The following is a 22,562-nucleotide window of genomic DNA, read 5'->3' on the forward strand; positions in this document are numbered from 1 at the left end:
CCGTATGGGAGTTAATAGGAAAGAGGGCAACACCGCAATACCAAAACAAGCATCCCGAGAAAGCTCTGGCAGTATCTGTTAGAGACACTCCGGGCGATGACTGTGGCAGCTTTGAGTAGCTCGCTCGATTCCTGGATCAACGATCACACCGCATCAAGACAGAGCGGGGAATCCCCAACATCTCCGAAAGCCAACCACGTGACCCGGGCTCATACTCGGATAGTCGAGGCGCACCGCAAGGTGCATGTCAGCCTAATCCGGTGTCATCGTGACCGCTGCGCCGACACTTACAAGCGGACAGAGCGTCGTCGTCGGATTCGGCATCCATAAACCACCTGTTTGAGTTAGCGCCGCGCTCTCATGAATCCGACCCCTCTGACACTCCACCCGGGGTCGAGCTGACTCATGACCTCCTCCTGTCTTTCGGGCATCAGATGGAGCTTCGATGATTCGCGTGGGCGAATGATCACCGTGTAGAGGATTTCATTTGACGCAGCTGGCTTCTGCTGCTCGGGTGAGACGCTTACTTGCCGCCCTTTTTGGAGCCTACCGGATCCGCCATCTTTCGGAGGATCAGGGTTCAGATTGAGCCGCTCAGAGCAGATCATGATGCAAGAGATTATCGGCGGACACTTCGGCACAACGCCACCATGATCGCGCTCCTCAGTCTGCCTCACCCGATCGCTGGAGCCTCACCCCACCTCATCAACCAACCGCGCGAACGCAAGATGCGCCAGCGCCGCGGCCTGGTCGCCGAGCAATCCGTCGTCGAACTGCACGCGAGGCGAATGGTTCGTCTCCGCGTCGGGATCGATGCCCTCGGGCGCGGCACCGAGGAACACAAACGTGCCGGGCACCTTCTCCAGGACATAGGAGAAGTCCTCGGACCCCATCCGCGGGAAGGCCATCTCCTCGACACGGTCGGCGCCGAACACCTCGCCGAGGCGCGCAATGGTCGTCCGGGTCTCGGCGGGGTTGTTGACGGTCACGGGGAAGCCGATTTGGAAGTCCACCTCGGCGGTGCAGCGGTGAGCCTTCGCGATGTTCTCCGCGATCTCGTGGACGCGTTCCTGGAGCAGGGCCAGGGATTTCGCGGAGAGGAAGCGGATCGACGCGGTGAGCTTCGCCGAGTCGGCGATGACGTTGCTCGCCTGCGAGCCCTCGAGCTGGGTGACGGAGACGACGACGGGGTCGAAGATGTCGAACGACCGCGTCGTCATCGTGTTGAGCGCCAGCGCGATCTCGGCGATCGCGGGCACAGGATCCCTGGTGGCCTGGGGCTGGGAGCTGTGGCCGCCTGCCCCATGAACGGTGAGGTGGAGGTCGGCGAAGCCGGCCATGAGCGGCCCGCCCTTCGTCGTGAAACGGCCGCGCTCGGCCGACTCGACGTGGATTCCGTAGGCGGCGATGACGGGAACACCCGCGGCCTCGAGCACCCCCTCGGCGATCATCGGCTCGGCTCCGCCGTCGGTCTCCTCGGCGGGTTGGAACATGAAGATGATCGATCCGGGGATCTCCTCACGATGGGCGGCAAGCAGGCGGGCTGCCCCGACGAGTCCCGCAGTGTGCATGTCATGGCCGCACGCGTGCATGTTGCCATTCGTCGAGGCGAAGTCGAGGCCAGTCTCCTCGACGACCGGCAGGGCATCCATGTCGCCGCGCAGCAGCACCGCCGGCCCGAACTTCCCGTCAGCACCCGGCTTACCGCCCTTGAGGACGGCGACGATCGAGGACAGGGACTCCCCGGTCGTGATCTCCAGACCGAGCCCCTCGAGCTCGGCGAGCACCGTCTTCTGCGTGAACGGCAGATGCCTGTCGAGTTCCGGATTGGCGTGCAGGGTGCGGCGCAGCGCCACGAGATCGTCCTGCAGGGCCTGGGCTTCGGTCCGGAAATCCGGAATCGGCATCGTGTCTCCTCGGTCGGTGTCAGTGGCTTCCGTTTCAGGGTAGGTCACAAGCGGTATTGATGCTCTGCACATCTCGCGGTGACTCGGGACTGTTAGCCTGGCCAGTCGGCCCGACGAACAGAGTCCGAGGAACAGAGACCGACGATCAGAGTTCGAGGGCCCCGACGAATGTCTGGAGTGGATGTGCAGAAGATCAAATGGTGGGCGGGCCTCGCGCTTGCCGCCTCGATGGTGGCGGTGGCCGCGTGCGGCGCCTCGGCGCAGAAGGACGGCGGGTCCGCCGAGGAGACGAGCCCGGCCGCGAGCAGCGAGCAGGGTCAGTCGGATGCGCAGGGTGGGAAGGACCAGCCCGGCGCGCAGGGTCAGCCCGATGTCTCCGGCATCCCGGATGTCGTCGCCGTCGTCAACGGCACCAAGATCACGAAGGACGAGTTCGTCCCGCTCTTCCAGACCCAGTTCCAGCAGATGTCGATGCAGGCGCAGCAGTCCGGCCAGCCGGTCGACGAGAAGCAGCTGAAGACGCAGACCGCGGAGAACATGGTCTCCACCGAACTACTCAGCCAGGAGGCGGAGAAGCGCGGCATCTCGATCTCCGACAAGGAGGTCGACAAGGGACTGAAGGAGGCCGCTGAGTCGAGTCAGATGAGTGAGAAGGACTTCCTCGCCGCGATGAAACAGCAGGGACTCGACGAAGCCGCGGTCGATTCGCAGCTGAAGACCCAGCTCGGCATCGAGGCGCTCATCGCCGACGAGTACGGGGAATTCAAGGTCAGCGACGAGGAGGTCGGCGCCGCCTACCAGCAGGCGAAGACCCAGCAGGAGCAGATGGGCGCCCAGTCGGGTCAGGGCGGGCAGATGCCGCCCCTCGAGGACGTCCGTCCCCAGCTCGAGGAGCAGGTGAAGAGCCAGAAATCCACCGAGGCGACGCAGGAGTACGCGGGCAAGCTCCGCAAGGAAGCCGACGTCACCATCAACGTGTGAGCCCCAGCCCCTGGCGGCGGCAATGAGTGATCCGCCCGGATTCCTTGTCCGCGTCTGACCCCGCCGATACGCTGGGCGGACGACGACGCTGTCCGGAGGGGGCCTCATGGACCACTCGCTGCACCTCGGCGTCGACGGGACGGAGCACACACTCACCGTCGACACCAGGACCACCCTGCTCGACGCGCTCCGCGACCGGCTGGGAGTGATGTCGCCCAAGAAGGGCTGTGACCACGGCCAATGCGGTGCCTGCACCGTCCTCATCGACGGTCGCCGGCAGAATTCGTGCCTGGCGCTGGCCCTGTCCCACGACGGCGCGCAGATCACCACCTCCGAGGGACTGACCGAGAACGGCGAGCTCTCCGACCTCCACCGGGCGTTCCTCGACCACGACGCCTTCCAATGCGGCTACTGCACGCCCGGTCAGGTGTGCTCGGCCGCGGGGATGCTCGCCGAGGCGGACCACGGCTCCCCCAGCGCCGTGACCGAGGATCTCCAGGCTCCCGTCGACCTCTCACCGGACGAGGTCCGCGAGCGGATGAGCGGCAACCTCTGCCGGTGCGGGGCCTACGTCAACATCGTCTCCGCCATCAGGGACACCGCCGGGCGCCGCGGCTCTGCTCCCCGCCCCGCCGAGGAGCCGCGATGAAACCCTTCGACTACCACCGCGCCGCCGACCCGCACGACGCCATCGACACCCTCACCGCTCACCCCGGGGCTGTATACCTCGCCGGGGGCACGAACCTCGTCGACCACCTCAAGCTCGGCATCGCCGCCCCGGACCTGGTCGTCGACATCAGCCGCCTCGACCTCGACGAGGTGAGCGAGCGCGACGACCACGGACTGCGCATCGGGGCGATGGTGCGCAACAGCGACCTCGCCGCCCACCCGCTCGTCCGCGAGCGCTACCCGATGCTCTCCCGCGCCCTGCTCTCGGGCGCCTCCGGACAGCTGCGCAACGCCGCGACCACCGGCGGCAACCTCCTCCAGCGCACTCGCTGCGTCTACTTCCAGGACGCCTCGACCCCGTGCAACAAACGCGAACCCGGCACCGGCTGCTCGGCGATCGACGGCTTCACCCGCAACCATGCGATCCTCGGCGCCTCCACCGCCTGCGTCGCCATCCACCCCTCGGACATGGCGGTGGCGATGGCGGCGCTCGACGCGACCGTCGTCGTCCTCACCCGAGGCGGCGAGCGCCGGATCCCCGTCGTCGACCTCCACCGGCTGCCCGGCGACGAACCGGAGCGGGACACGATCCTCGACCACGGCGATCTCATCGTCGCCGTCGAACTGCCCCCGCCCGGTCCCGGGCGCTCGACGTATCGCAAGATCCGTGACCGCGCCTCCTACGCCTTCGCCCTCGTCTCCGTCGCCGCGCGAGTCGACCTCGACGAGGCCGGCCGGATCCGCGAGACGGCAATCGCCCTCGGCGGGGTCGCCCACAAACCCTGGCGTGCCTCGCGCGCCGAGGCGCTGCTCCGGGGCGCCGAGCCGACCCAGGAGTCCTTCGCCCGCGCCGCCGAGGCGGAGCTCGAGGCCGCCCGGCCGCTTGCCGGGAACGCGTTCAAGCTGCCGATGGTGAGAGGCGCGCTCGTCTCGGTCCTCACCGGGCTTGCCGGAGGAGGGGACGACGATGACTGAGCTGCTGAGGACCGCGGCCGTCGGCACCGGGACCGTCCGCCTCGACGGCCCCGACAAGGTGCGCGGCAGGGCGCCCTACGCCTACGAGCATCCGGTCGACGATCCCGTGTTCCTCTTCCCCCTCCAGGCCGAGATCGCCCGTGGGCGGGCGAGCACCATCGACACCTCCGCCGCCGAGGCGGTCCCCGGGGTCGTCCATGTGCTCACCTCCGCCAATGCCCCCGCACTGGCGCACACGGACGACGGTGAGCTCGCGATCCTCCGCTCCGATGAGATCGGCTTCCGCGGCCAGTACCTCGGCGCCGTCATCGCGACCAGCCCCGAGCAGGCGCGCCACGCCGCGGAACAGGTGAGCATCGCCTACGCCGCGGACGATCACGACGTCGTCCTCCGCGAGGACCATCCCGAGGCCCGGGCACCCGAGTCGGGACCCGGTGACATCGCCGTCGGGGACTTCGAGACTGCCTTCGCCGAGGCGGACGTCCGCATCGACGCCCGGTACTCCACCCCGATGGAGCACAACAACCCGATGGAGCCGCACACGACGATCGCGCGCTTCGACGGGACCACGCTGACGCTGTGGACCTCGACCCAGGGCGTGCACCCCGCCCGTTCGACCCTCGCCCCCATCCTCGGGCTCGACACCGATGACATCCGCATCATCAGCCCCCACGTGGGCGGCGGCTTCGGCTCCAAGGGCGTCCCGCACGCGGACATGATGCTCACCGCGCTCGTCGCGCTCGCGCTCCCGGGACGAGCGGTGAAGTACGCGACGACCCGGCAGCAGATGTTCTCGATCACCGGATACCGCGCGCCCACCCTCCAGCACATCCGCCTCGGCGCGCAGGCGGACGGCACGATCACGGCGCTCGGCGTCGATGCGGTCGCGATGTCCTCACGGACGAAGGAGTTCCCGGAGCTCGCGATCAAACCGGCCCGGATCATGTACTCCGGCGGCCACCGGCGCCTGATCCAGCGCGTCGTCCCACTCGACGTCCCCGTCCCGTCCTGGATGCGCGCCCCCGGCGAGGCCCCCGGCATGGTGGGCCTCGAGATCGCGATGGACGAGCTGGCGGCCGCGACCGGACTCGACCCGATCGAACTCCGGGCACGCAACGACCCGACGACCCACCCGGAGACGGGACTGCCGTTCAATCGGCGGCGGCTCGTCGAGTGCCTGCGCCTCGGCGCCGAGCGGTTCGGCTGGGACGAGAGGGACCCGCAGCCGCGAACCCGCCGCCGAGGCGAGTGGCTGATCGGCATGGGCGTCGCCTCGGCGACCTATCCGGCGAACCGGCAGACCGGGTCCGTCGCAAGGATCCGCTTCACCGGCGAGGGCTTTCGGGTGGTCATCGGCGCCGCCGACATCGGGACCGGAACGTGGACGACGCTGACCCAGGTCGCCGCCGATGCGCTCGAGGTCCCCCTCGACCGGGTGCACCTGGAGATCGGGGACACCGACCTGCCCACCGCGACCGTCGCCGGCGGCTCCACGGGGCTGGTCAGCTGGAGTGCCGCGGTGCTCACCGCAGCGCGGCGATTCCGGTCCCGGCACGGCGACGACCCGAAGCCCGGCGCCGAGGCCGACGGTGAGACCGAGGACAACCCGGCCGCGCAGACGCACTCGCTCCACTCCTTCGGCGCCCACTTCGCCGAGGTCCGCATCCACGAGGCGACCGGGGAGATCCGCCTCGACCGCATGCTCGGCGTGTTCTCCGCGGGCCGGATCGTCAACCCGAGCACGGCCCGCTCGCAGCTCATCGGCGGAATGACGATGGGCATCGGGATGGCGCTCATGGAGAGAAGCGAACTCGATCCGCGCTTCGGGCACGTCGTCAACCACGATCTCGCCGAGTACCACGTGCCGACGAATGCCGACGTCCCCGACATCGACGTGACGTGGCTCGACGAGGACGACCCGCTGGCGGGTCCGCTCGGTGCACGCGGAATCGGGGAGATCGGCATCGTCGGCTCCGCCGCCGCGATCGCCAATGCCGCCCACAATGCGACCGGGGTCCGCTGTCGCGACCTGCCGCTGCTCTGCGACGCATTCCTGCCCGACCGGTGAACGACTGACGCAGATCAGGCCGACCGGCAGGGTGGACCCACAGGCAGCCGGCCCACTCTGTCCATAGGACACGTCGGACGAGCGGCCCAGTCGCACCGGACGACCCCGGTGACCCCCTGGTGCGGCCCTGTGGCCCTGCCCTTCCTCCGCGGGTCCTCGCCAAATCGTGAGACCCGAACTACCCTGTACTGGGACGTCCGAGCATTCGGCCAGGCGATGACCGCCTGCCGACGCGATCCGGACGCTCCATCACCCACCAGCAGATACGAATCGGCGGGTCGGACCTCGATCAGGTTCGACCACCAGCAGAAGGGCTCCCATGGCTTCCGTCCTCTCCCGATCGGCGATCATCGCGCCGAAGACCTTCAACCGGTGGCTGATCCCACCGGCCGCCCTGGCCATCCACCTGTGCATCGGGCAGGTCTACGCCTTCAGCGTCTTCAAGATCCCCTTCATGTCGCACTTCGAGGCGGGCGAGGTCGAGGTCGGCTGGATCTTCTCCATCGCGATCCTCATGCTCGGCATCTCCTCCGCGGTGTTCGGCACCTGGGTGGAGAAGGCCGGGCCGCGGGCCTCGATGGTCGCCGCGGGCACCTGCTGGGTCGTCGGCTTCCTCATCGCCGCGCTCGGCATCGTCACCGGTCAGCTGTGGCTGGTCTACCTCGGCTACGGCGTGATCGGCGGCATCGGACTGGGCATCGGCTACATCTCCCCGGTGTCCACCCTGATGAAGTGGTTCCCCGACCGTCCCGGCCTGGCCACGGGCCTGGCGATCATGGGCTTCGGCGGCGGCGCACTCATCGCCAGCCCGATGTCGAACGCCCTCATGGCCCTCTACGGCGGAGGCGACGCGCCGGAGAACCTCGTCGCGGGCCTGACCCCGACGTTCCTCACCCTCGGCATCGTCTACGCCCTCGTCATCGCGGCGGGAGCCTTCGTCATCCGCGTTCCGCACCCGGAGTGGACGCCGAAGGGCTTCGACCCCGCGCAGGCGACCGCGAAGCCGCTGCAGACGACGGGCAACGTCTCGGCGCGCAACGCCGTGCGCACCCGCCAGTTCTGGCTGCTCTGGGTCGTCCTCTTCCTCAACGTCACCGCCGGGATCGGCATCCTCGAGAACGCCGCCCCGATGATCCAGAGCTACTTCGGGATCACCGCCGCCGCGGCCGCCGGCTACGTCGGTCTGCTGTCACTGGGCAACATGGCCGGCCGGTTCGTGTGGTCGACGACCTCCGACTACCTCGGCCGCAAGAACAACTACATGATCTACCTCGGCGGCGGGCTCATCCTCTACCTGCTCGTCGCCTTCCTCGGCGGGGACTCGCTCTTCGTCTTCATCACCGCGACCCTGCTCATCATCTCCTTCTACGGCGGCGGGTTCTCCACCGTCCCCGCCTACCTCAAGGACCTGTTCGGCACCTACCAGGTCGGAGCGATCCACGGTCGCCTCCTCACCGCCTGGTCCGCCGCGGGAGTCGCCGGCCCCCTCATCGTCAACTCCGTCGTCGAGGCGGGCGAGAAGGCCGGGAAGGAGGGCCCTGCCCTCTACACGCCCGGCCTGTTCATCATGGCCGGAGCGCTGCTCATCGGGTTCATCGCCAACACCTTCGTCAAGGCCGTCGACGACCGCTACCTCGAACCCGAGGACACCGACGCGGACGCAGCAGGCACCCGGGCAGGGGCAGACGCTCGCGCAGGCGCCGGCTCACCCCTCGAGTCGTCGCATTCCACCGCGCAGGGCAGCGCCGCGACCACCGATCGAAAGGACACCGAATCATGAGCACGAGCACTTCCGCCGAGATCGTGCCGAACGAGGGCGGTCGGGTCTACACGACCGTCGGGGCGATCCTCTCCCTGGTCGTCGTCAGCGGACTGGCCTGGGGGCTGGTCCAGACGGCGATCAAGGCCGTCGCGATCTTCACCGAGTGAGGGCACCGAACTGAACTCGCACTCGGGCAGCGGGAGCCAAGTGCCGTGGTCGGCGATCCTGCGCAACACGGCACTGGCACTCGTCGTGCTCGCCGCCCTGTGGATGATCTTCAACGTCCGCCTGCCCTCGCTCGACGCCCTCCAGAAGGACATCTCCGACCTCGGCGGATGGGGCTTCGGCGCCTTCATCCTCCTCTATGCCCTCGTCGCCGCGACTCCGATCCCGATCACCATCATGGCCGTCGCCGGCGGCCTGGTCTTCGGCCTCCCCATCGGCACGTTCCTGTCGATGATCGGCGTCGTCATCGGCTGCTACGGCGGATACTGGATCTCGCGCGGGCTCGGGCGCGAGACCGTGATGAAACTGCTGGGCAGCCATGCCGAAACGGTCGAGAACCAGCTCACCGACGGCGGCTTCTATGCGGTGTGCGCCGCTCGCCTCATGCCCGGGATCCCGTACTGGCCGGTCAACTACGGCAGCGGAGCCCTGGGCATCGACAGCCGCACCTTCCTCCTCGCGACCGTGGTCTCGTCCCTGCCCGGACAACTGTCGCTCGTCGCCATCGGCGCCTTCATCGGGAACCCGACGGTCCTCAACGGCATCGCCGTCGGGGTCTCGTGGGCGCTCGTCATCGTGCTGACGATCATCGCCTTCCGCCGCTGGCGGTCGACCCGGAAGGCCGATCCGCAGACCGAAGGCCCGGAAGATCCGCAGACCGGCGGGACGGAATCCGATCCGAGGTCCCGGACGGATGAGGGCACCCGGACGGACGCCGGTCCCGAACAGAGCGACTGACCCGTCCGAGCCCGCGGCCGACACCGCAACGCGCCGATGCCACCGCAGCGACCTGCCGCCGCCGCGCCCGACCTCAGGCGTCGAAGTCGACGGTCACCTCGTCGCCGACGGGGAACGTCTGGCAGGTGAGCACGAAGCCCGCGGCGACCTCGGTCTCCTCGAGCGCGTAGTTGCGCACCATGTCGACCTCGCCGGCGCAGACCTTCGCCCGGCACGTCCCGCACACCCCGCCCTTGCACGCGAACGGCAGGTCCGAGCGCGACTTCTGCGCGGAGTCGAGGATCGTCGAGGCCTGCGACATCGCCGAGGTGGTCCGTCGTCCGTCGAGGACGATCGTCACCTCGCTCGTCGCTCCCTCGACCGCGGCGTCGGCGTGGATGAGCTCGGGCGGGGGCTCGTCGACGTAGAAGAGCTCGAAGTGGACCCGATCCTTCGGGAAGCCGAGTTCGGCGAGGACAGTGCGGGCGTCGCTGAGCATCCCGAACGGTCCGCACAGCCAGACGTGGTCGACGTCGTGCAGGGGCACGAGCACCGTGAGCAGCTGCCGGAGCCGCTCGGCATCGAGGCGTCCGGAGAACATCTCCACCTCCCGCGGCTCCCGGGACAGCACGTGGATGAGGTCGAACTGCTCGTGGCGGGAGTCCTTGAGGTCGGCGAGCTCGTCGGCGAACATCACCGTCGTCGTGCTGCGATTGCCGTAGAGCAGCGTCACCGAGGCCTCCGGGTGGCGCAGGACGGTCGAGGCGACCGAGAGCATCGGGGTGATGCCGGAGCCCGCGGCGATGCACAGGTGCCGCCCACCCATGTCGGGTTCCGCGCGGAAGCTCCCGCTCGGCGGCTGCGCCTCGACGACCTCGCCCGGGCGGATCTCGTGGATGAGCCAGGTGGAGAAGAGCCCACCGGGGATCTCCCGCACCCCGATCCGGGGTGGAGCGCCGGCCGGGGCGCAGATCGAGTAGGTCCGGCGGTGCTCGACCCCGTCGACGACCCGGCGCAGGGTCAGCGACTGCCCGGCGGCGAAGTCGAAGAGCTCGGCGTGCTCCTCGGGAACGTCGAAGGTCACCGCGACCGAGTCCTCGGTGAGGCGATCGACCGACCGCACGGTCAGCGGGTAGAAGCGGGAGCGTCCCCGCTGGTCGGACACGGCGGGGGTCGGCGTCGTGCGCTCCGCGGTCTCGGTCATCTCAGATCTCCTTCACGTGCTCGAAGGGCTCGAGGCAGTCGCGGCACTGGTACATCGCCTTGCACGCGGTCGGCCCGAACTCGGACGTCAGCCGCACCTCGGCCGATCCGCACAGAGTGCACCGGACGTCCCGCTTCGTCGGCAGCAGGGTCAGCGCCACGGGACCCGATTGCCGGCGTGAGGGGCCCGGAGGGGAGATCCCCGCGGCAGCCAGCGCCTGTCGTCCCGCCTCGGTGATCCAGTCGCTCGACCAGGCCGGGGTCAGGGACACGCGCACCTCGGCGTCGGGGAATCCCGCGGCCTCGAGCTCGCGCTGCAGGTCGTCGCGCATCGTCGCCATCGCCGGGCATCCCGAGTAGGTCGGGGTGATGACCGCGATGACCCGGCCGTCCTCGTATCGGACGTCGCGGAGGACGCCGAGGTCGACGAGGGTGAGCATCGGCATCTCGGGGTCGGTCACCCGGGCCGCGGCCGCCCGAGCGCGGTCGAGCACCTCGGCGCGGGTGCCGGTCGGTCCGCCGCCGCGTGCCGTCGCCTCGGTGCGGGTCTCAAGTGTCACGGTCACCACGTCCCCCTCGGGTGGGCGCGGGCGACGACCTGCATCTCGGCGAGCATCCTACTCAGCGCCTCCGTGTGGAGGCCGTCGCGTCCCTTCCGTCCCCGCACCCCGGCGAGCGCCCCGCGCTCGGGCCGGTCGATGCCCGCCGCCGCGAAGACCTGGTCGACGATGACATCGGCCTCACCGGCCACCCCGGCGGGGCTGACTCCGATGCCCGCCTCGGCGACCGCGGCTTCGACGGGATGGGTCTCGAAGAGTTCGGGCCACAGCGGCCACAGCCCGTCGAAGGCGGTGAGCAGGCGGGTGCGCGACTCCTCAGTGCCGCGGGCCAGAGTGACCACCCAGCGGCCGGCGAAGTCCCGGTGGTAGGTGAGCTCCTTGACGCCCTTCTCGGCGATCGCCGAGAGGACGGCGTCGCGGCTGCCGCGGAGGCGGTCGAACAGCGCCATCCGCCACGTGGAGAAGAGGAGGATCTTCGCGACCGCCTCGGCGAAGTCCCCGTTGGGCACCTCGGCGAGGCGGACGTTGCGGAACGCCGTGTCGTCGCGGAAGAACGCGAGCCGGTCCTCGTCGGGCACCGGCGAGTCCTCCGGCAGCTGCGGGACGAGGCCGGGATCGGCGGCGGCCGCGCGGGCGAGCAGGAGCCTGGCCTGGCCGAGCAGGTCGAGGGCGATGTTCGCCAGGGCGATGTCCTCCTCGAGGTCAGGGGCCCGCGAGCACCATTCGGAGAGGCGCTGGGAGAGGACGAGGGCGTCGTCGCCGAGCATGAGGCAGTAGGCGGCCAGGTCCGCGGCGTCCACACCCTCGGGCACGGTCGTGTCGACTCCGGCGAGCGGGTCCTCGAAATCGGTGCCGAACGCCCAGTGGGCGTCGTTGACGAGCAGGCCCGAGTACGCGTTGTCGTGGTCGTCAGAATGGGTGCGGATCTCCGGGGCGCCGGACGTCTGCGGCTCAGGGGCGCGGGACGCGCGGGTCTCCGCGCCGTCGGCGGGGGTGCGGGCCTCCGGTGGCTGGGCAGTCATCGCCGATCACCTCTCACATGTGCGGGACATCGGCGGGGATGTCGTAGAAGGTCGGGTGGCGGTAGACCTTGTCGCCGCTGGGAGCGAACAGCGGGTCCTTCTCGTCGGGGCTCGAGGCCGTGATCGCCGACGAGCGCACGACCCAGATGCTCACTCCCTCGTTGCGGCGCGTGTAGACGTCGCGGGCATGGCGGACGGCCATCTCGTCGTCGGGAGCGTGGAGGGACCCGACGTGGACATGGTTGAGCCCGCGCTTGCCCCGGACGAACACCTCGTAGAGCGGCCATTCGCCACGCGGGGTCGCGTTCTCCGGCGCCGAGGCGGTCGTCGGATTCTCGTTCATCGGGCGACCTCCTCGGCGCGGGCGCCGGCAGTGTCAGCAGCATCCGAGGCGGCCGCCTCGGCGGACTTCTCCGCGAAGGCCATGGCCGCCTCCCTCACCCACGCCCCGTCGTCCCAGGCGCTCTTCCGGTGCGCCAGCCGCTGCACGTTGCAGGGACCATTGCCCTTGACGACGGACCAGAACTCGGACCAGTCGGGCTGGGTGAAGTCGTAGTGGCCGCGCTCCTCGTTCCAGCGGAGGTTCTCGTCGGGGAACGTCACGCCGAGGGCCTCGGCCTGCGGGACGGACATGTCGACGAACTTCTGGCGCAGCTCGTCGTTCGTGTGGGTCTTGATCCCCCACTCCATCGACTGCGCAGTGTTCGGGGAGTCGTCGTCGGGCGGGCCGAACATCATGAGCGCGGGCCACCAGAAGCGGTCGACGGATTCCTGCACCATCTCACGCTGCTCGTCGGTGCCGCGCATCATCGTCATGAGCAGTTCGTAGCCCTGACGCTGATGGAAGGACTCCTCCTTGCAAATGCGGATCATCGCCCGTCCATAGGGTCCGAACGAGGTGCGGCACAGGGGCACCTGGTTGACGATCGCGGCGCCGTCGACGAGCCAGCCGATCGTCCCCACATCGGCGAACGACAGGGTCGGGTAGTTGAAGATCGAGGAGTACTTCTGCTTGCCGGCGATGAGCTTCTCGGTGAGCTCGTTGCGGCTCGCGCCCAGGGTCTCCGTCGCCGAGTAGAGGTAGAGCCCGTGGCCGGCCTCGTCCTGGACCTTGGCGAGCAGGATCGCCTTACGACGCAGGGAGGGTGCGCGCGAGATCCAGTTGCCCTCGGGCTGCATGCCGATGATCTCGGAATGGGCGTGCTGGGCGACCTGGCGGATGAGCGTCTTCCGGTAGGGCTCGGGCATCCAGTCCCGCGGCTCGATCCGGTCCTTGGCCTCGATCGTCGCGTGGAACTGCGCCTCGAGCTCGGCCTCCGTCGTTCCGAGTCGTGCGTCTGGGATTTCCGTTGTCATGACCACTCCGCCCTTGGATGTGTCGTGCCGGTCGCGGGCACCGAGAACGATTTACTGACCATTTGTTCTGTATTAGTGTGACACAGGGCACGCCGAGGTGCAACGGCTCAGATTCCGGGCAATCGGCGGCCGACGACGATGACCGCCTCGTCGCCCGTGCTGTCCACCCGGGCGATCGACCAGACCCTGGCGGGAATGTCCGTGCCCGCGGCGGCCCGGAACCCGGGGACCTCGAGGACGAACTCGGCGGCGAGAGGCGTGCCGCTCAGCTGCAGCAGCTCCGCCTCCACCTCGACACCGTCACCGAACTCGATCCTCACCAACGCCGGGCGCAGCACCGAGGCTGGATGCGGCGATGCCGGGTCCCGGTCGGTGCCCGGCTCCGCGATCAGCCGCGCTCCCGGGAACAGATGGGTGCGGTCGGTGCGGAGGCGGAGCAGGTCGGAATGCATGCCGGCATTCTCCCACTCCCGATGGAGTCGGGCCGGGTTCCGCCTGGCGTGGCAATCCAAATCGTCGCGCGGAGCACGGGAGGATTGTGAATGAGACCCGGATCACTCTATATTTAATGACCAGATGGTCGTTAAATCGGAACGCGCCTCGAGCCTGCCCCGCCGGCCGTCGTCCATCGCACCGACTCGAGGAGGAGTCCAGTGAACTCATCCGGGCACATCGGCCATGTCGACGCCACCGGCGCCGCCGCCATGTACGCCAACGACCGCGCCTCACAGCATCTCGGCATCAGCCTCGACGACCACGGCCCCGGCTGGGCCACGTGTTCGATGACGGTCACCGACGTCATGACCAATGGGCACGAGATCACCCACGGCGGATACATCTTCCTCTTTGCCGACACGACGTTCGCGATGGCGTGCAACTATCCCGGATCCGTCACGGTCGCCTCGGGCGGTGACATCACGTTCCTCCTCCCCACCCGGGTCGGCGATCGCCTCGTCGCCCATGGGCAGGAGGTCGCCAAGCAGGGACGATCGGGCATCTACGACGTCAGCGTCACTCGCGGGGACGAGCTCATCGCCGTCTACCGCGGGCGCTCCCGCACCCTGCCCGCCCCGTCTGCCGGCCCAGCCCCGACGGATTCCGACTCAGTTCCGGCGAATTCCGCACCCGTGCCGCCCGCCGGCCCAGCCCCGTCCGCGGGCCCAGCCGCACCGCGCCCGTGAACCCGACCGCGAACCCAGCCCGCCGCACACCTGAGGAGAAACGATGACCGCGAACAGCCTCGGCGCCGATGACCGAGTCGATCTCGATGCCGGCGAGCGCATGAGCCTCGACGAACTGCGCACCCGCCAGCTCGAGGGACTGCAGTCGACGGTGCGGGCCGCCTATGACAACGTCCCGTTCTACCGCCGCGCCCTCGACGAACTCGGGATCTCCCCGGACGACGTGACGAGCCTCGAGGACCTCTCCCGGCTGCCGTTCACGACCAAGCAGGACCTGCGCGACAACTACCCCTTCGGGATGTTCGCGGTGCCGCGAGATCGGGTCGCACGAATCCACGCGTCGTCCGGCACCACGGGCCTGCCCACCGTCGTCGGTTACACCCAGCACGACCTCGACGTCTGGACGAGCCTCATCGCCCGGTCGATCCGCGCCGCCGGGGGCCGGGCCGGGCAGATGGTGCACAACGCCTACGGATACGGGCTGTTCACCGGCGGCCTCGGCGTCCATGGCGCCGAGCGCCATGGCTTCACGGTCGTCCCGATCTCCGGCGGCCAGACGCCGCGGCAGGTCCAGCTGATCCAGGACTTCGCCCCCGACATCATCACCGCGACACCCACCTACCTGCTGACGATCCTCGACGAGTTCCATGCGCAGGGCATCGACCCCACCTCGACGAGCCTGAAGATCGCGATCTGCGGCGCCGAACCCTGGACGGACGCGATGCGCCGGGAGATCGAACGGTCCTTCGCGATCGACGCCGTCGACATCTACGGTCTCTCCGAGGTCATGGGCCCTGGAGTGGCGAGCGAATGCGTCGAGACGAAGGACGGCCCGACGATCTGGGAGGACCACTTCTACCCCGAGGTCGTCGATCCGTTCACAGGCGAGGTCCTGCCCGACGGCGAGGAGGGCGAACTCGTCTTCACCTCGCTGTCGAAGGAGGCCCTGCCGATCATCCGCTATCGCACCCACGACCTCGCCAGCCTCCTGCCCGGCACCGCACGGCCGACCTTCCGGAGGATCTCGCGCATCACCGGACGATCCGACGACCTCATCATCATCCGCGGCGTCAACGTCTACCCCGCCAACGTCGAGGCGGTGCTGTTCGAGTTCGAGCACCTCAGTCCGCACTTCCAGCTCGTCCTCACCCGCCCGAACCGGATGGACGAGGTCACCGTCGAGGTCGAGCACCGCGAAGGGGTCGGCGCGGTCGAGCTCGAGGGACTCGAGGCCAGCGTCGCCGACCGGATCAAGGAGCGCCTCGGCGTGACCGCCACCGTCGCGGTGCGGGAGCCGGGAGAGCTGCCGCGCTCGGTGGGCAAGCTCAAGCGCATCGTCGACCGTCGCGAGAACATCCGATGAGGCGGCGCGGTGCCGCTGGATAGACTGGTGAGCATGCCTCGACCGACACCTTCAGCGCCCGCCGTGGTCGGCGGTTCGGACCCTGCCGCGGCGGCCGCGACGTCGGAGTCGGCGACCCCTGGACTCGGCCGTCGGGGCCGCCGCGGCCGTCCCGGCTACGACCGCGAGACCCTCATCAACAAGGCCACCGAGGTGTTCGTGGCCCGCGGCTACGACGGGACCTCGATGGACACCGTCGCCCGCGAGCTGGGTATCACGAAGTCCGCGATCTACCACCACGTGAAGTCGAAGGAGGAGCTCCTCCAGCTCGCGATCAACCGCGGCACCGACGCCCTCGACTCCGCCGTCGAGGCCGAGAGCCACCGCGCCGACCTCACCGCCCTCGAGCGGCTGCGCCATGCCGTGCACGCCAGTGTGCTCATCCTCATCGAGTACCACCACTCGGTCACGCTGCTGCTGCGCGTTCGCGGGAACTCGGAGGTCGAGCGGGCGGCCCTCGCGCAGAGGCGGAGGATCGACGAGAAGATCCGCGGCCTCGTCGCCGAGGCGATCGACGAGGGCGGCGTGCGCGCCGACTTCCCGCCGGGCCTGGTCACCCGGCTGCTCTTCGGCATGGTCAACTCGATCACCGAGTGGTACCGCACCGGGTACCCCGTCAGCCCCGAGACCATCGCCGACGCGGTCACGGAGATGGCGTTCTCGGGACTGGAGGCGTAGCGGGAGGCGCCACGTCTGGCGTCGAGGCGCGCAGCAACCGCGACCCAGAAGTGAAATCGCGCGGATCAAGTGCCGCGCGATTCCACTTCTGGGTCGCGGTCAGCTCGCGCACATCCGGCCGCCGCCGTACTCGTCGTGCCGCTAGGATGAACAGCGACGCAGACAGCCTGCTGGGAGAGGACTCGGAGACATGCTGGGCGCAGTCCTGTGGGGAGCCGTTGCCGCTTCCTCCCTGCTGTGCGGCGCGCTCCTGTCCATGGTGCGCGCATGGAGCGACAGGTCGATCGGGACCGTCCTGGGGTTCGGCGCGGGAGCACTCATCGCCAGCGTGTCGTTCGAGCTGGCGGAGGACGGCTTCCAGGGCGGAGGAGCGCCGCCCGTCGCGATCGGCCTGGCACTCGGCGCCGCCGCCTACTTCACCGCGAACGGGATCGTGGCGCGGTCGGGTGCGCAAGCAGGGCGCGCACCCGCCGGGACCGCGCTGGCGCTGGGCGCGCTGCTCGACGGGATCCCCGAGCAGGCCGTCCTCGGGCTGAGCCTGGGGACCGGCGAGTCGGTGAGCATCGCACTGCTGGTCGCAGTGTTCGTCTCGAACCTGCCGGAATCAGCGGGATCGTCGGCGGAGATGCTCCAGTCCGGGAAACCGCGTTCCTTCGTCATCGGCCTGTGGTCGCTCGTGACGGCCGTCTGCATCGCCGCCACCTGGGCCGGTGCCGCGGTGTCCACAGCGGTGAGCAGCGAGCTCACGGCGGGGATCAAAGGGTTCGCGGCGGGTGCGCTGCTGGTCATGCTCGTCGACTCCATGATCCCGGATGCCAAGGAGAAGGCGAGCGACCTCGCGGGACTCGCCACCGTCGTCGGCTTCGCGCTCGCCGCAGGAATGTCCCTCATGGGCTGACCCGTCGAGGGCATCGCGTCCGGCACGCCGCCGACCCGCCCCTCACTCCTTCGCGACGAGGGTGAGCACGTCGTAGTTCGCGACAGGCTCGAGGTCCTGGTTGACCACCTCGGCGTCCCAACGGACCTCCCCGTACTCGTCGGTCTCGCGCGGGGTGATCCGCTTCGCCGTGAGCGTGACCCTGAGCTTGTCACCGGGCGAGACAGGGGTGACGAAGCGCAGGCCCTCGAGCCCGTAGTTCGCGAGCACGGGACCGGGGTCGGGCTGGACGAAGAGGCCCGCGGCGAAGGACACGATGAGGTAGCCGTGGGCGACGCGGCCGGGGAAGAAGGGGTTGGCCGCGGCGGCCTCCTCGTCGGTGTGCGCGTAGAAGGTGTCGCCGGTGAACTCCGCGAAGTGCTCGATGTCCTCGAGGGTGACGGTGCGCCACTCGGATTCCAGCGCGTCGCCGACCCGCAGATCGGCCAGCGACTTGCGGAAGGGGTGCTCGCCCTCGGTCGAGCGGGGCGCGCCCGGCACCCACTCCCCTCCGATCGCGGTGAGCATGGTCGGCGAGGCCTGGATCGCGGTGCGCTGCATGAAGTGCTCGACGCCGCGCAGGCCGCCGAGCTCCTCGCCGCCTCCGGCGCGTCCGGGTCCTCCGTGGACGAGAGGCGGCAGCGGCGAGCCGTGCCCGGTCGACTCCGCGGCGTCGTCGCGGTCGAGCACGAGGATCCTCCCGTGCCACGGGGCGACCTGCCGGACGACGTCGGCGGCGAAGTCCGCGTCGTGGGTGACGACGGAGCCGACGAGGGATCCGCGCCCGCGAGCGGCGAGGCGGACCGCCTCGGCGGTGGTCGAGTAGGTGATGAGCGAGGTCACGGGTCCGAACGCCTCGACGTCGTGGACGGCGTCGGCCCACGGGTCGGCGGCGCGCAGCACCGTGGGGGCGACGAACGCACCGCCGCCGAGGCGCTCGGCCAGGGCGTCGGAGGCCTCCCGTCCACCCGTCACGACACTCGCCCCGGCCGCGACGAGAGAATCGACGGCGTCGAGCACGTCTCCGCGCTGCCCGGCCGAGATCACCGGGCCCAGCCGGGTCGACCTCTCCCGCGGATCGCCCGCGCTCACCTCGGCGAGGCGGGCGCTCAGGGCCTCGGCCACCGCCCCCGCGTGGGCGGCGGGGACCAGGGCGCGGCGGATCGCGGTGCACTTCTGGCCGGCCTTGACCGTCATCTCGGTGACGACGCCGTCGACGAAGAGGTCGAACTCCTCGGTGCCGGGAGCGGCGTCGGAGCCGAGGAGGGAGAAGTTCAGCGAATCCGCCTCGGCGAAGAAGCGGGTGCCCCGCTCCCGCACGCACTCGAGGTCGCCGAGGCGCCTCGCCGTGTCCGCGGACCCCGTGAAGGCAATCGCGTCCTGCTCGGCGAGGTGGTCGAAGAGCCCGGTGACGTCGCCGCAGACGAGCTGGAGGCAGCCCTCGGGCAGGATCCCGGAGTCGAGCATGTCGACGACGACCGCGCGGGTCAGGTGCGCCGAGGCGGTGGCGGGCTTGACGACGGCGGGCACGCCGGCGACGAACATCGGCGCGAACTTCTCGAGCATGCCCCAGACGGGGAAGTTGAAGGCGTTGATCTGCAGCGCGAGGCCGCGCCGGGAGGTGAGGATGTGGCGGCCCACGAAGCTGCCGCCCTTCGACAGGCGCTCGACGCCGCCGTCGAGGTGGACCGTCGCATTAGGCATCTGCCGGCGGGCGATGCCCGAATAGGCGAAGAGTGTGCCGATCCCACCCTCGATGTCGACGAAGGCGTCGCGCTTCGTCGTCCCGGTGGTGAACGAGGTCTCGTGGTAGTCCTTCGCTCGTTCCATGAGGTGGGCGCCGAGCTGCTTGAGGATGACCCCGCGCTGGTGGAACGTCAGCTCCTGCAGCGCCGGACCGCCGACGGTGCGGGCATGATCGGCGACGGCGGCGAAGTCGATGCCCGCCGAGGTGACGTGGTGGAGGAGCTCGCCGGTCGTGGGATCGTGGACGGCCCGCGCCTCGGCGCCCGTCCCGGGAGTGTGCCACGCGCCCGCGCAGAAGGAACTGAGGATGTCGGTCATTGTGCTCTCTCCCGGTCGACGAGTGACTCGACGCGGCCCGCTCGGCCTCACCGGCACCGCTGCCGCGTCCTGACAAGATACTAACCAAGTGGTCGGTAAATGTCATCGGAACCGGTGACACGGCTCACATCATCCTCTATGATCGACTCAATTACTGACCAACCGGTCACCCGCGTGGCCCGGCGGGGCGGAGGCGACGACGCCCCCACCCCGTCCGAGCGGCACAGGCAGGACGACCGGCCCGACCAGGACCGGCAACCCGGGCCTGCCCGAGCACCACGACGACGCAGTCACACCCAGGCAGACCGAACCAGACAGCAATCCGGCAGGGAGCCCGACAATGTCCACAGCATCCGCCCCGTCCTACACCGCCGAGGAGCGCAAGGTCCTCGCCGGCACCCTCGTCGGCACCACGATCGAGTGGTACGACTTCTTCATCTACGCCCAGGCCGCCGGCCTCGTCCTCGCGGCCCAGTTCTTCGCCCCGCTCGCCACCGACAGTCCCGGGCTGGGGCAGATCATGGCGTGGGCCTCCCTGGGGATCTCGTTCCTGTTCCGCCCGCTCGGGGCGATCATCGCCGGTCACCTCGGCGACCGGATCGGGCGCAAGACGATGCTGGTGCTCACCCTCATGCTCATGGGCCTGGCCACCTCGCTCATCGGCGTCCTGCCGACGTACACGCAGATCGGCGTCGCGGCCCCGATCCTGCTGACGTTCCTGCGGATCCTCCAGGGGTTCTCCGCCGGCGGCGAGTGGGGCGGCGCGGCCCTGCTGTCCGTCGAGCACGCCCCGGTGGGACGCCGCGGCCTGTTCGGCGCGTACCCGCAGATCGGGGTGCCCATCGGCATGATCCTCGCCACCGGGGTGATCTGGATCCTCACCACCGTCCTCAGTCCCGAGCAGTTCGCGAGCTTCGGCTGGCGGATCCCGTTCCTGTTCTCGATCGTCCTCGTCATCGTCGGCTACTACATCCGCCGCCGCGTCGAGGAGAGCCCGGTGTTCGCCGAACTCGCGCAGCGGCGCGCCGAGTCCTCGGCTCCCCTGTCGACCCTGTTCCGGAAGAACACGAAGGAGGTCGTCCTCACGGCCCTCATCTTCATCGGCAACAACGCCGTCGGCTACATGATCATCGCGTTCTTCGCCGCATACGCCTCGCGTCCGCTCGCCGAGGGCGGAATGGTCGGCCTCGAGCGCGCGCCGGTGCTGCTGGCGACGACGGTCGCGAGCTTCGGCTGGCTCGTGTTCACGATGTGGGGCGGCGCGCTCTCGGACAGACTCGGTCGCGTGCGCACCTTCCAGATCGGCTACGGCCTCCTCATCCTGTGGCTGGTCCCGACGTTCCTCATGATCGACATGGCCAACATCTGGATGTACGGGATCGGCATCTTCGTCCTCACGGTCGGCATGGGCCTGAGCTACGGCCCGATGTCGGCCCTCTACGCGGAGATGTTCCCCGCCCAGGTCCGCTACTCCGGGGTCTCGATCGGGTATGCGCTCGGTGCGATCCTCGGCGGCGCCTTCGCCCCCACCATCGCCGAGGCGCTCCTGACCTCCACGGGCACGTCGCTGTCGATCGCGATCTACATGATCATCGTCTGCGTGATCTCGCTCATCGGCGTCAGCCTCGTCAAGGAGACGAAGGGCGTCCCCCTGGGCGTGAGCAGGCATCACGACTGAGAGCCGCCGGCCTCGGCCGCGCGTGCGCAACCGGACGACCGCGTACCGGCCTCCGGCCTCAGCCGCGGGTGCGCAGCGGGAACTCCGCGTGGATCTTCTCGATGAGGGCGAGGATCTGGGCCGACTCATAGGGGTCGACCGGAATCTCGCCCTCACCGCGGATGGCCGCCGCCATGCGCCGGTAGAAGTCGGGGTAGTCGCCGCGGACGGCGGTCGGGGTGTCGACGTCGGCCTCGCCGCCCTCGGTCTGCGCAGGCACATGGACCTGCATCGCCTGCGGGTCGTCGAACCATCCGTACTCGTCGTCCGCGGGCCCGACTCCGGCATGCAGCTGCGCCTCCTGCGGGTCCCTCGCGCCGCTGACGAAGGCCGCCCGGTCGCCGACGACGCGGAACCGGTCGCCCGGTGCCGGGCACCGGCGGTTCATCCACACCCGGGTGCGCACCCCGTTCTCGTGGAGGAGCGAGACGAACGAGTCCTCATCGGCAATCGCCTCGGCGCTGTGGGCGGTGAGCTCGGCGTAGACGTCGCTGATCGGGCCGAACAGGACCACCGCCTGATCGAGCAGGTGTGTCCCGAGGTCGAAGAGGATCCCTCCCCCCTCGGCCACCGGGGTCGTGTCCTTCCACCCGCCTGGGGGTCTCTGGCTCCACGACTCGACCCGGGACTCGAAGGTTCGCACCTGCCCGAGCCCCTCCTCGGCGAGGAGGGCCCTCAGGGTCGCGAAGTCCGAGTCCCAGCGCCGGTTCTGGTAGACGCTGAGGACCCCCGCCGAGGCGGCCTGGGCCTCCATGATCTGCCGGGCGTCCTCGGCGGTGGGGGCGAAGGGCTTGTCGACGACGACGCTGAGGTCGCGGTCGAGGGCGGCGATCGCCTGCTCCCTGTGAAGCGCGGGCGGGGTGCCGATGACGACGAGGTCGATGTCGGCGTCGTCGTCGATGCGTTCGAGGAGAGCCTCGTACGAGTCGTGGATGATCGCGCTCGGGTGGGCTTGCTCGGCCTGAGCGCGGCGTTCCTCGTCGGAGGTGACGATGGCCGCGATCTCGAAGTCGGGGTCGGCGGCGAGCAGCGGCGCGTGGAACACCCGCCCGGACGTGCCGAACCCGACGATGGCGGCTCTGATGGGGGCGGTATTCGTTGCTCCGTCTGTGGTTGCAGCGGTCATTTCAGCACCTCCGAGAGGAGTCGGGACATCGTT

Annotated in this window: 21 protein-coding genes; 12 read left to right on the forward strand and 9 right to left on the reverse strand. The window is 69.4% G+C overall.

All coding sequences use genetic code 11. The features are described 5' to 3' along the window. Positions 1-692: 692 nt before the first annotated feature. Positions 693-1,907, reverse strand: a complete 1,215-nt coding sequence (locus DFO65_RS10530) for a M20 metallopeptidase family protein (protein WP_113904378.1) — start codon at positions 1,905-1,907, stop codon at positions 693-695. 183 nt (positions 1,908-2,090) lie between these two features. Between DFO65_RS10530 and DFO65_RS10535 the strand changes: the two genes are divergently transcribed. The 7 genes from DFO65_RS10535 to DFO65_RS10560 all read left to right on the forward strand — a co-directional run bounded on the left by DFO65_RS10535 (position 2,091) and on the right by DFO65_RS10560 (position 9,325). Beyond that, positions 2,091-2,888 carry a SurA N-terminal domain-containing protein gene (locus DFO65_RS10535; RefSeq protein WP_245940619.1) on the forward strand — a complete coding sequence of 266 codons (798 nt, stop codon included), beginning with the start codon at positions 2,091-2,093 and terminating at the stop codon, positions 2,886-2,888. Positions 2,889-2,994: 106 nt separating this feature from the next. Continuing rightward, positions 2,995-3,537, forward strand: a complete 543-nt coding sequence (locus DFO65_RS10540) for a 2Fe-2S iron-sulfur cluster-binding protein (protein ID WP_113904380.1) — start codon at positions 2,995-2,997, stop codon at positions 3,535-3,537. Next, a complete protein-coding gene (locus DFO65_RS10545; RefSeq protein ID WP_113904381.1) occupies positions 3,534-4,532 on the forward strand; it encodes an FAD binding domain-containing protein in 999 nt (332 codons plus the stop codon). Before DFO65_RS10540 ends, DFO65_RS10545 begins: the two co-directional genes overlap by 4 nt. After that, positions 4,525-6,600, forward strand: a complete 2,076-nt coding sequence (locus DFO65_RS10550; protein ID WP_113904382.1) for a xanthine dehydrogenase family protein molybdopterin-binding subunit — start codon at positions 4,525-4,527, stop codon at positions 6,598-6,600. The genes DFO65_RS10545 and DFO65_RS10550 overlap by 8 nt, the downstream gene beginning before the upstream one ends. 319 nt (positions 6,601-6,919) lie before the next feature. After that, positions 6,920-8,380, forward strand: a complete 1,461-nt coding sequence (locus tag DFO65_RS10555) for an L-lactate MFS transporter (protein ID WP_113904383.1) — start codon at positions 6,920-6,922, stop codon at positions 8,378-8,380. Further along, the gene (locus tag DFO65_RS17105; RefSeq protein ID WP_181778699.1) at positions 8,377-8,529 is read left to right on the forward strand and encodes a hypothetical protein; all 153 of its coding nucleotides are present in this window, start codon (positions 8,377-8,379) and stop codon (positions 8,527-8,529) included. Before DFO65_RS10555 ends, DFO65_RS17105 begins: the two co-directional genes overlap by 4 nt. A 40-nt stretch (positions 8,530-8,569) precedes the next feature. Beyond that, positions 8,570-9,325, forward strand: a complete 756-nt coding sequence (locus DFO65_RS10560; RefSeq protein ID WP_245940621.1) for a TVP38/TMEM64 family protein — start codon at positions 8,570-8,572, stop codon at positions 9,323-9,325. 73 nt (positions 9,326-9,398) lie between these two features. On the opposite strand, the gene paaE is transcribed toward DFO65_RS10560, so the two are convergent. From paaE to DFO65_RS10590, 6 genes are all read right to left on the reverse strand, one after another. After that, a complete protein-coding gene (gene paaE / locus DFO65_RS10565; RefSeq protein ID WP_113904384.1) occupies positions 9,399-10,508 on the reverse strand; it encodes a 1,2-phenylacetyl-CoA epoxidase subunit PaaE in 1,110 nt (369 codons plus the stop codon). Between the two features lies 1 nt (position 10,509). Next, a complete protein-coding gene (gene paaD / locus DFO65_RS10570; RefSeq protein ID WP_342766924.1) occupies positions 10,510-11,073 on the reverse strand; it encodes a 1,2-phenylacetyl-CoA epoxidase subunit PaaD in 564 nt (187 codons plus the stop codon). Then, positions 11,070-12,089, reverse strand: a complete 1,020-nt coding sequence (gene paaC / locus DFO65_RS10575; protein ID WP_113904385.1) for a 1,2-phenylacetyl-CoA epoxidase subunit PaaC — start codon at positions 12,087-12,089, stop codon at positions 11,070-11,072. Before paaC ends, paaD begins: the two co-directional genes overlap by 4 nt. 13 nt (positions 12,090-12,102) lie before the next feature. Beyond that, positions 12,103-12,432: a 1,2-phenylacetyl-CoA epoxidase subunit PaaB gene (gene paaB, locus DFO65_RS10580; protein WP_113904386.1), complete on the reverse strand. Its 330-nt coding sequence runs from the start codon at positions 12,430-12,432 to the stop codon at positions 12,103-12,105. Continuing rightward, positions 12,429-13,445 carry a 1,2-phenylacetyl-CoA epoxidase subunit PaaA gene (gene paaA, locus DFO65_RS10585; RefSeq protein ID WP_113904387.1) on the reverse strand — a complete coding sequence of 339 codons (1,017 nt, stop codon included), beginning with the start codon at positions 13,443-13,445 and terminating at the stop codon, positions 12,429-12,431. Before paaA ends, paaB begins: the two co-directional genes overlap by 4 nt. A 107-nt stretch (positions 13,446-13,552) precedes the next feature. Continuing rightward, on the reverse strand, positions 13,553-13,897 hold the full coding sequence (locus tag DFO65_RS10590) for a hypothetical protein (RefSeq protein WP_113904388.1): 345 nt from the start codon (positions 13,895-13,897) through the stop codon (positions 13,553-13,555). A gap of 201 nt (positions 13,898-14,098) precedes the next feature. Here DFO65_RS10590 and paaI point away from each other — a divergent pair, with 201 nt between their 5' ends. The 4 genes from paaI to DFO65_RS10610 all read left to right on the forward strand — a co-directional run bounded on the left by paaI (position 14,099) and on the right by DFO65_RS10610 (position 17,604). Continuing rightward, entirely contained in the window at positions 14,099-14,626 is a 528-nt protein-coding gene (paaI, locus tag DFO65_RS10595) for a hydroxyphenylacetyl-CoA thioesterase PaaI (protein ID WP_245940622.1), read from the forward strand. A 43-nt stretch (positions 14,627-14,669) separates the two neighbouring features. After that, on the forward strand, positions 14,670-15,989 hold the full coding sequence (gene paaK, locus DFO65_RS10600) for a phenylacetate--CoA ligase PaaK (protein WP_113904389.1): 1,320 nt from the start codon (positions 14,670-14,672) through the stop codon (positions 15,987-15,989). A gap of 33 nt (positions 15,990-16,022) precedes the next feature. Then, positions 16,023-16,706: a TetR/AcrR family transcriptional regulator gene (locus DFO65_RS10605; RefSeq protein WP_113904486.1), complete on the forward strand. Its 684-nt coding sequence runs from the start codon at positions 16,023-16,025 to the stop codon at positions 16,704-16,706. 190 nt (positions 16,707-16,896) lie between these two features. Then, complete coding sequence (locus DFO65_RS10610; protein ID WP_113904390.1) at positions 16,897-17,604, forward strand: ZIP family metal transporter; 708 nt, start codon at positions 16,897-16,899, stop codon at positions 17,602-17,604. Positions 17,605-17,646: 42 nt separating this feature from the next. On the opposite strand, the gene paaZ is transcribed toward DFO65_RS10610, so the two are convergent. Next, positions 17,647-19,686, reverse strand: a complete 2,040-nt coding sequence (gene paaZ, locus DFO65_RS10615; RefSeq protein ID WP_113904391.1) for a phenylacetic acid degradation bifunctional protein PaaZ — start codon at positions 19,684-19,686, stop codon at positions 17,647-17,649. A gap of 340 nt (positions 19,687-20,026) precedes the next feature. Here paaZ and DFO65_RS10620 point away from each other — a divergent pair, with 340 nt between their 5' ends. After that, positions 20,027-21,364, forward strand: coding sequence for an MFS transporter (locus DFO65_RS10620; RefSeq protein WP_113904392.1), 1,338 nt, complete (start codon positions 20,027-20,029; stop codon positions 21,362-21,364). Between the two features lie 58 nt (positions 21,365-21,422). Here the strand turns inward: DFO65_RS10620 and DFO65_RS10625 are convergent, their stop codons facing one another. Continuing rightward, entirely contained in the window at positions 21,423-22,529 is a 1,107-nt protein-coding gene (locus DFO65_RS10625; RefSeq protein ID WP_113904393.1) for a Gfo/Idh/MocA family protein, read from the reverse strand. Between the last annotated feature and the right edge of the window lie 33 nt (positions 22,530-22,562).

Origin of the sequence: Brevibacterium sanguinis, assembly GCF_003315415.1 — a bacterium.
In the GTDB taxonomy this organism is placed as follows: Bacteria; Actinomycetota; Actinomycetes; order Actinomycetales; family Brevibacteriaceae; genus Brevibacterium; species Brevibacterium celere_A.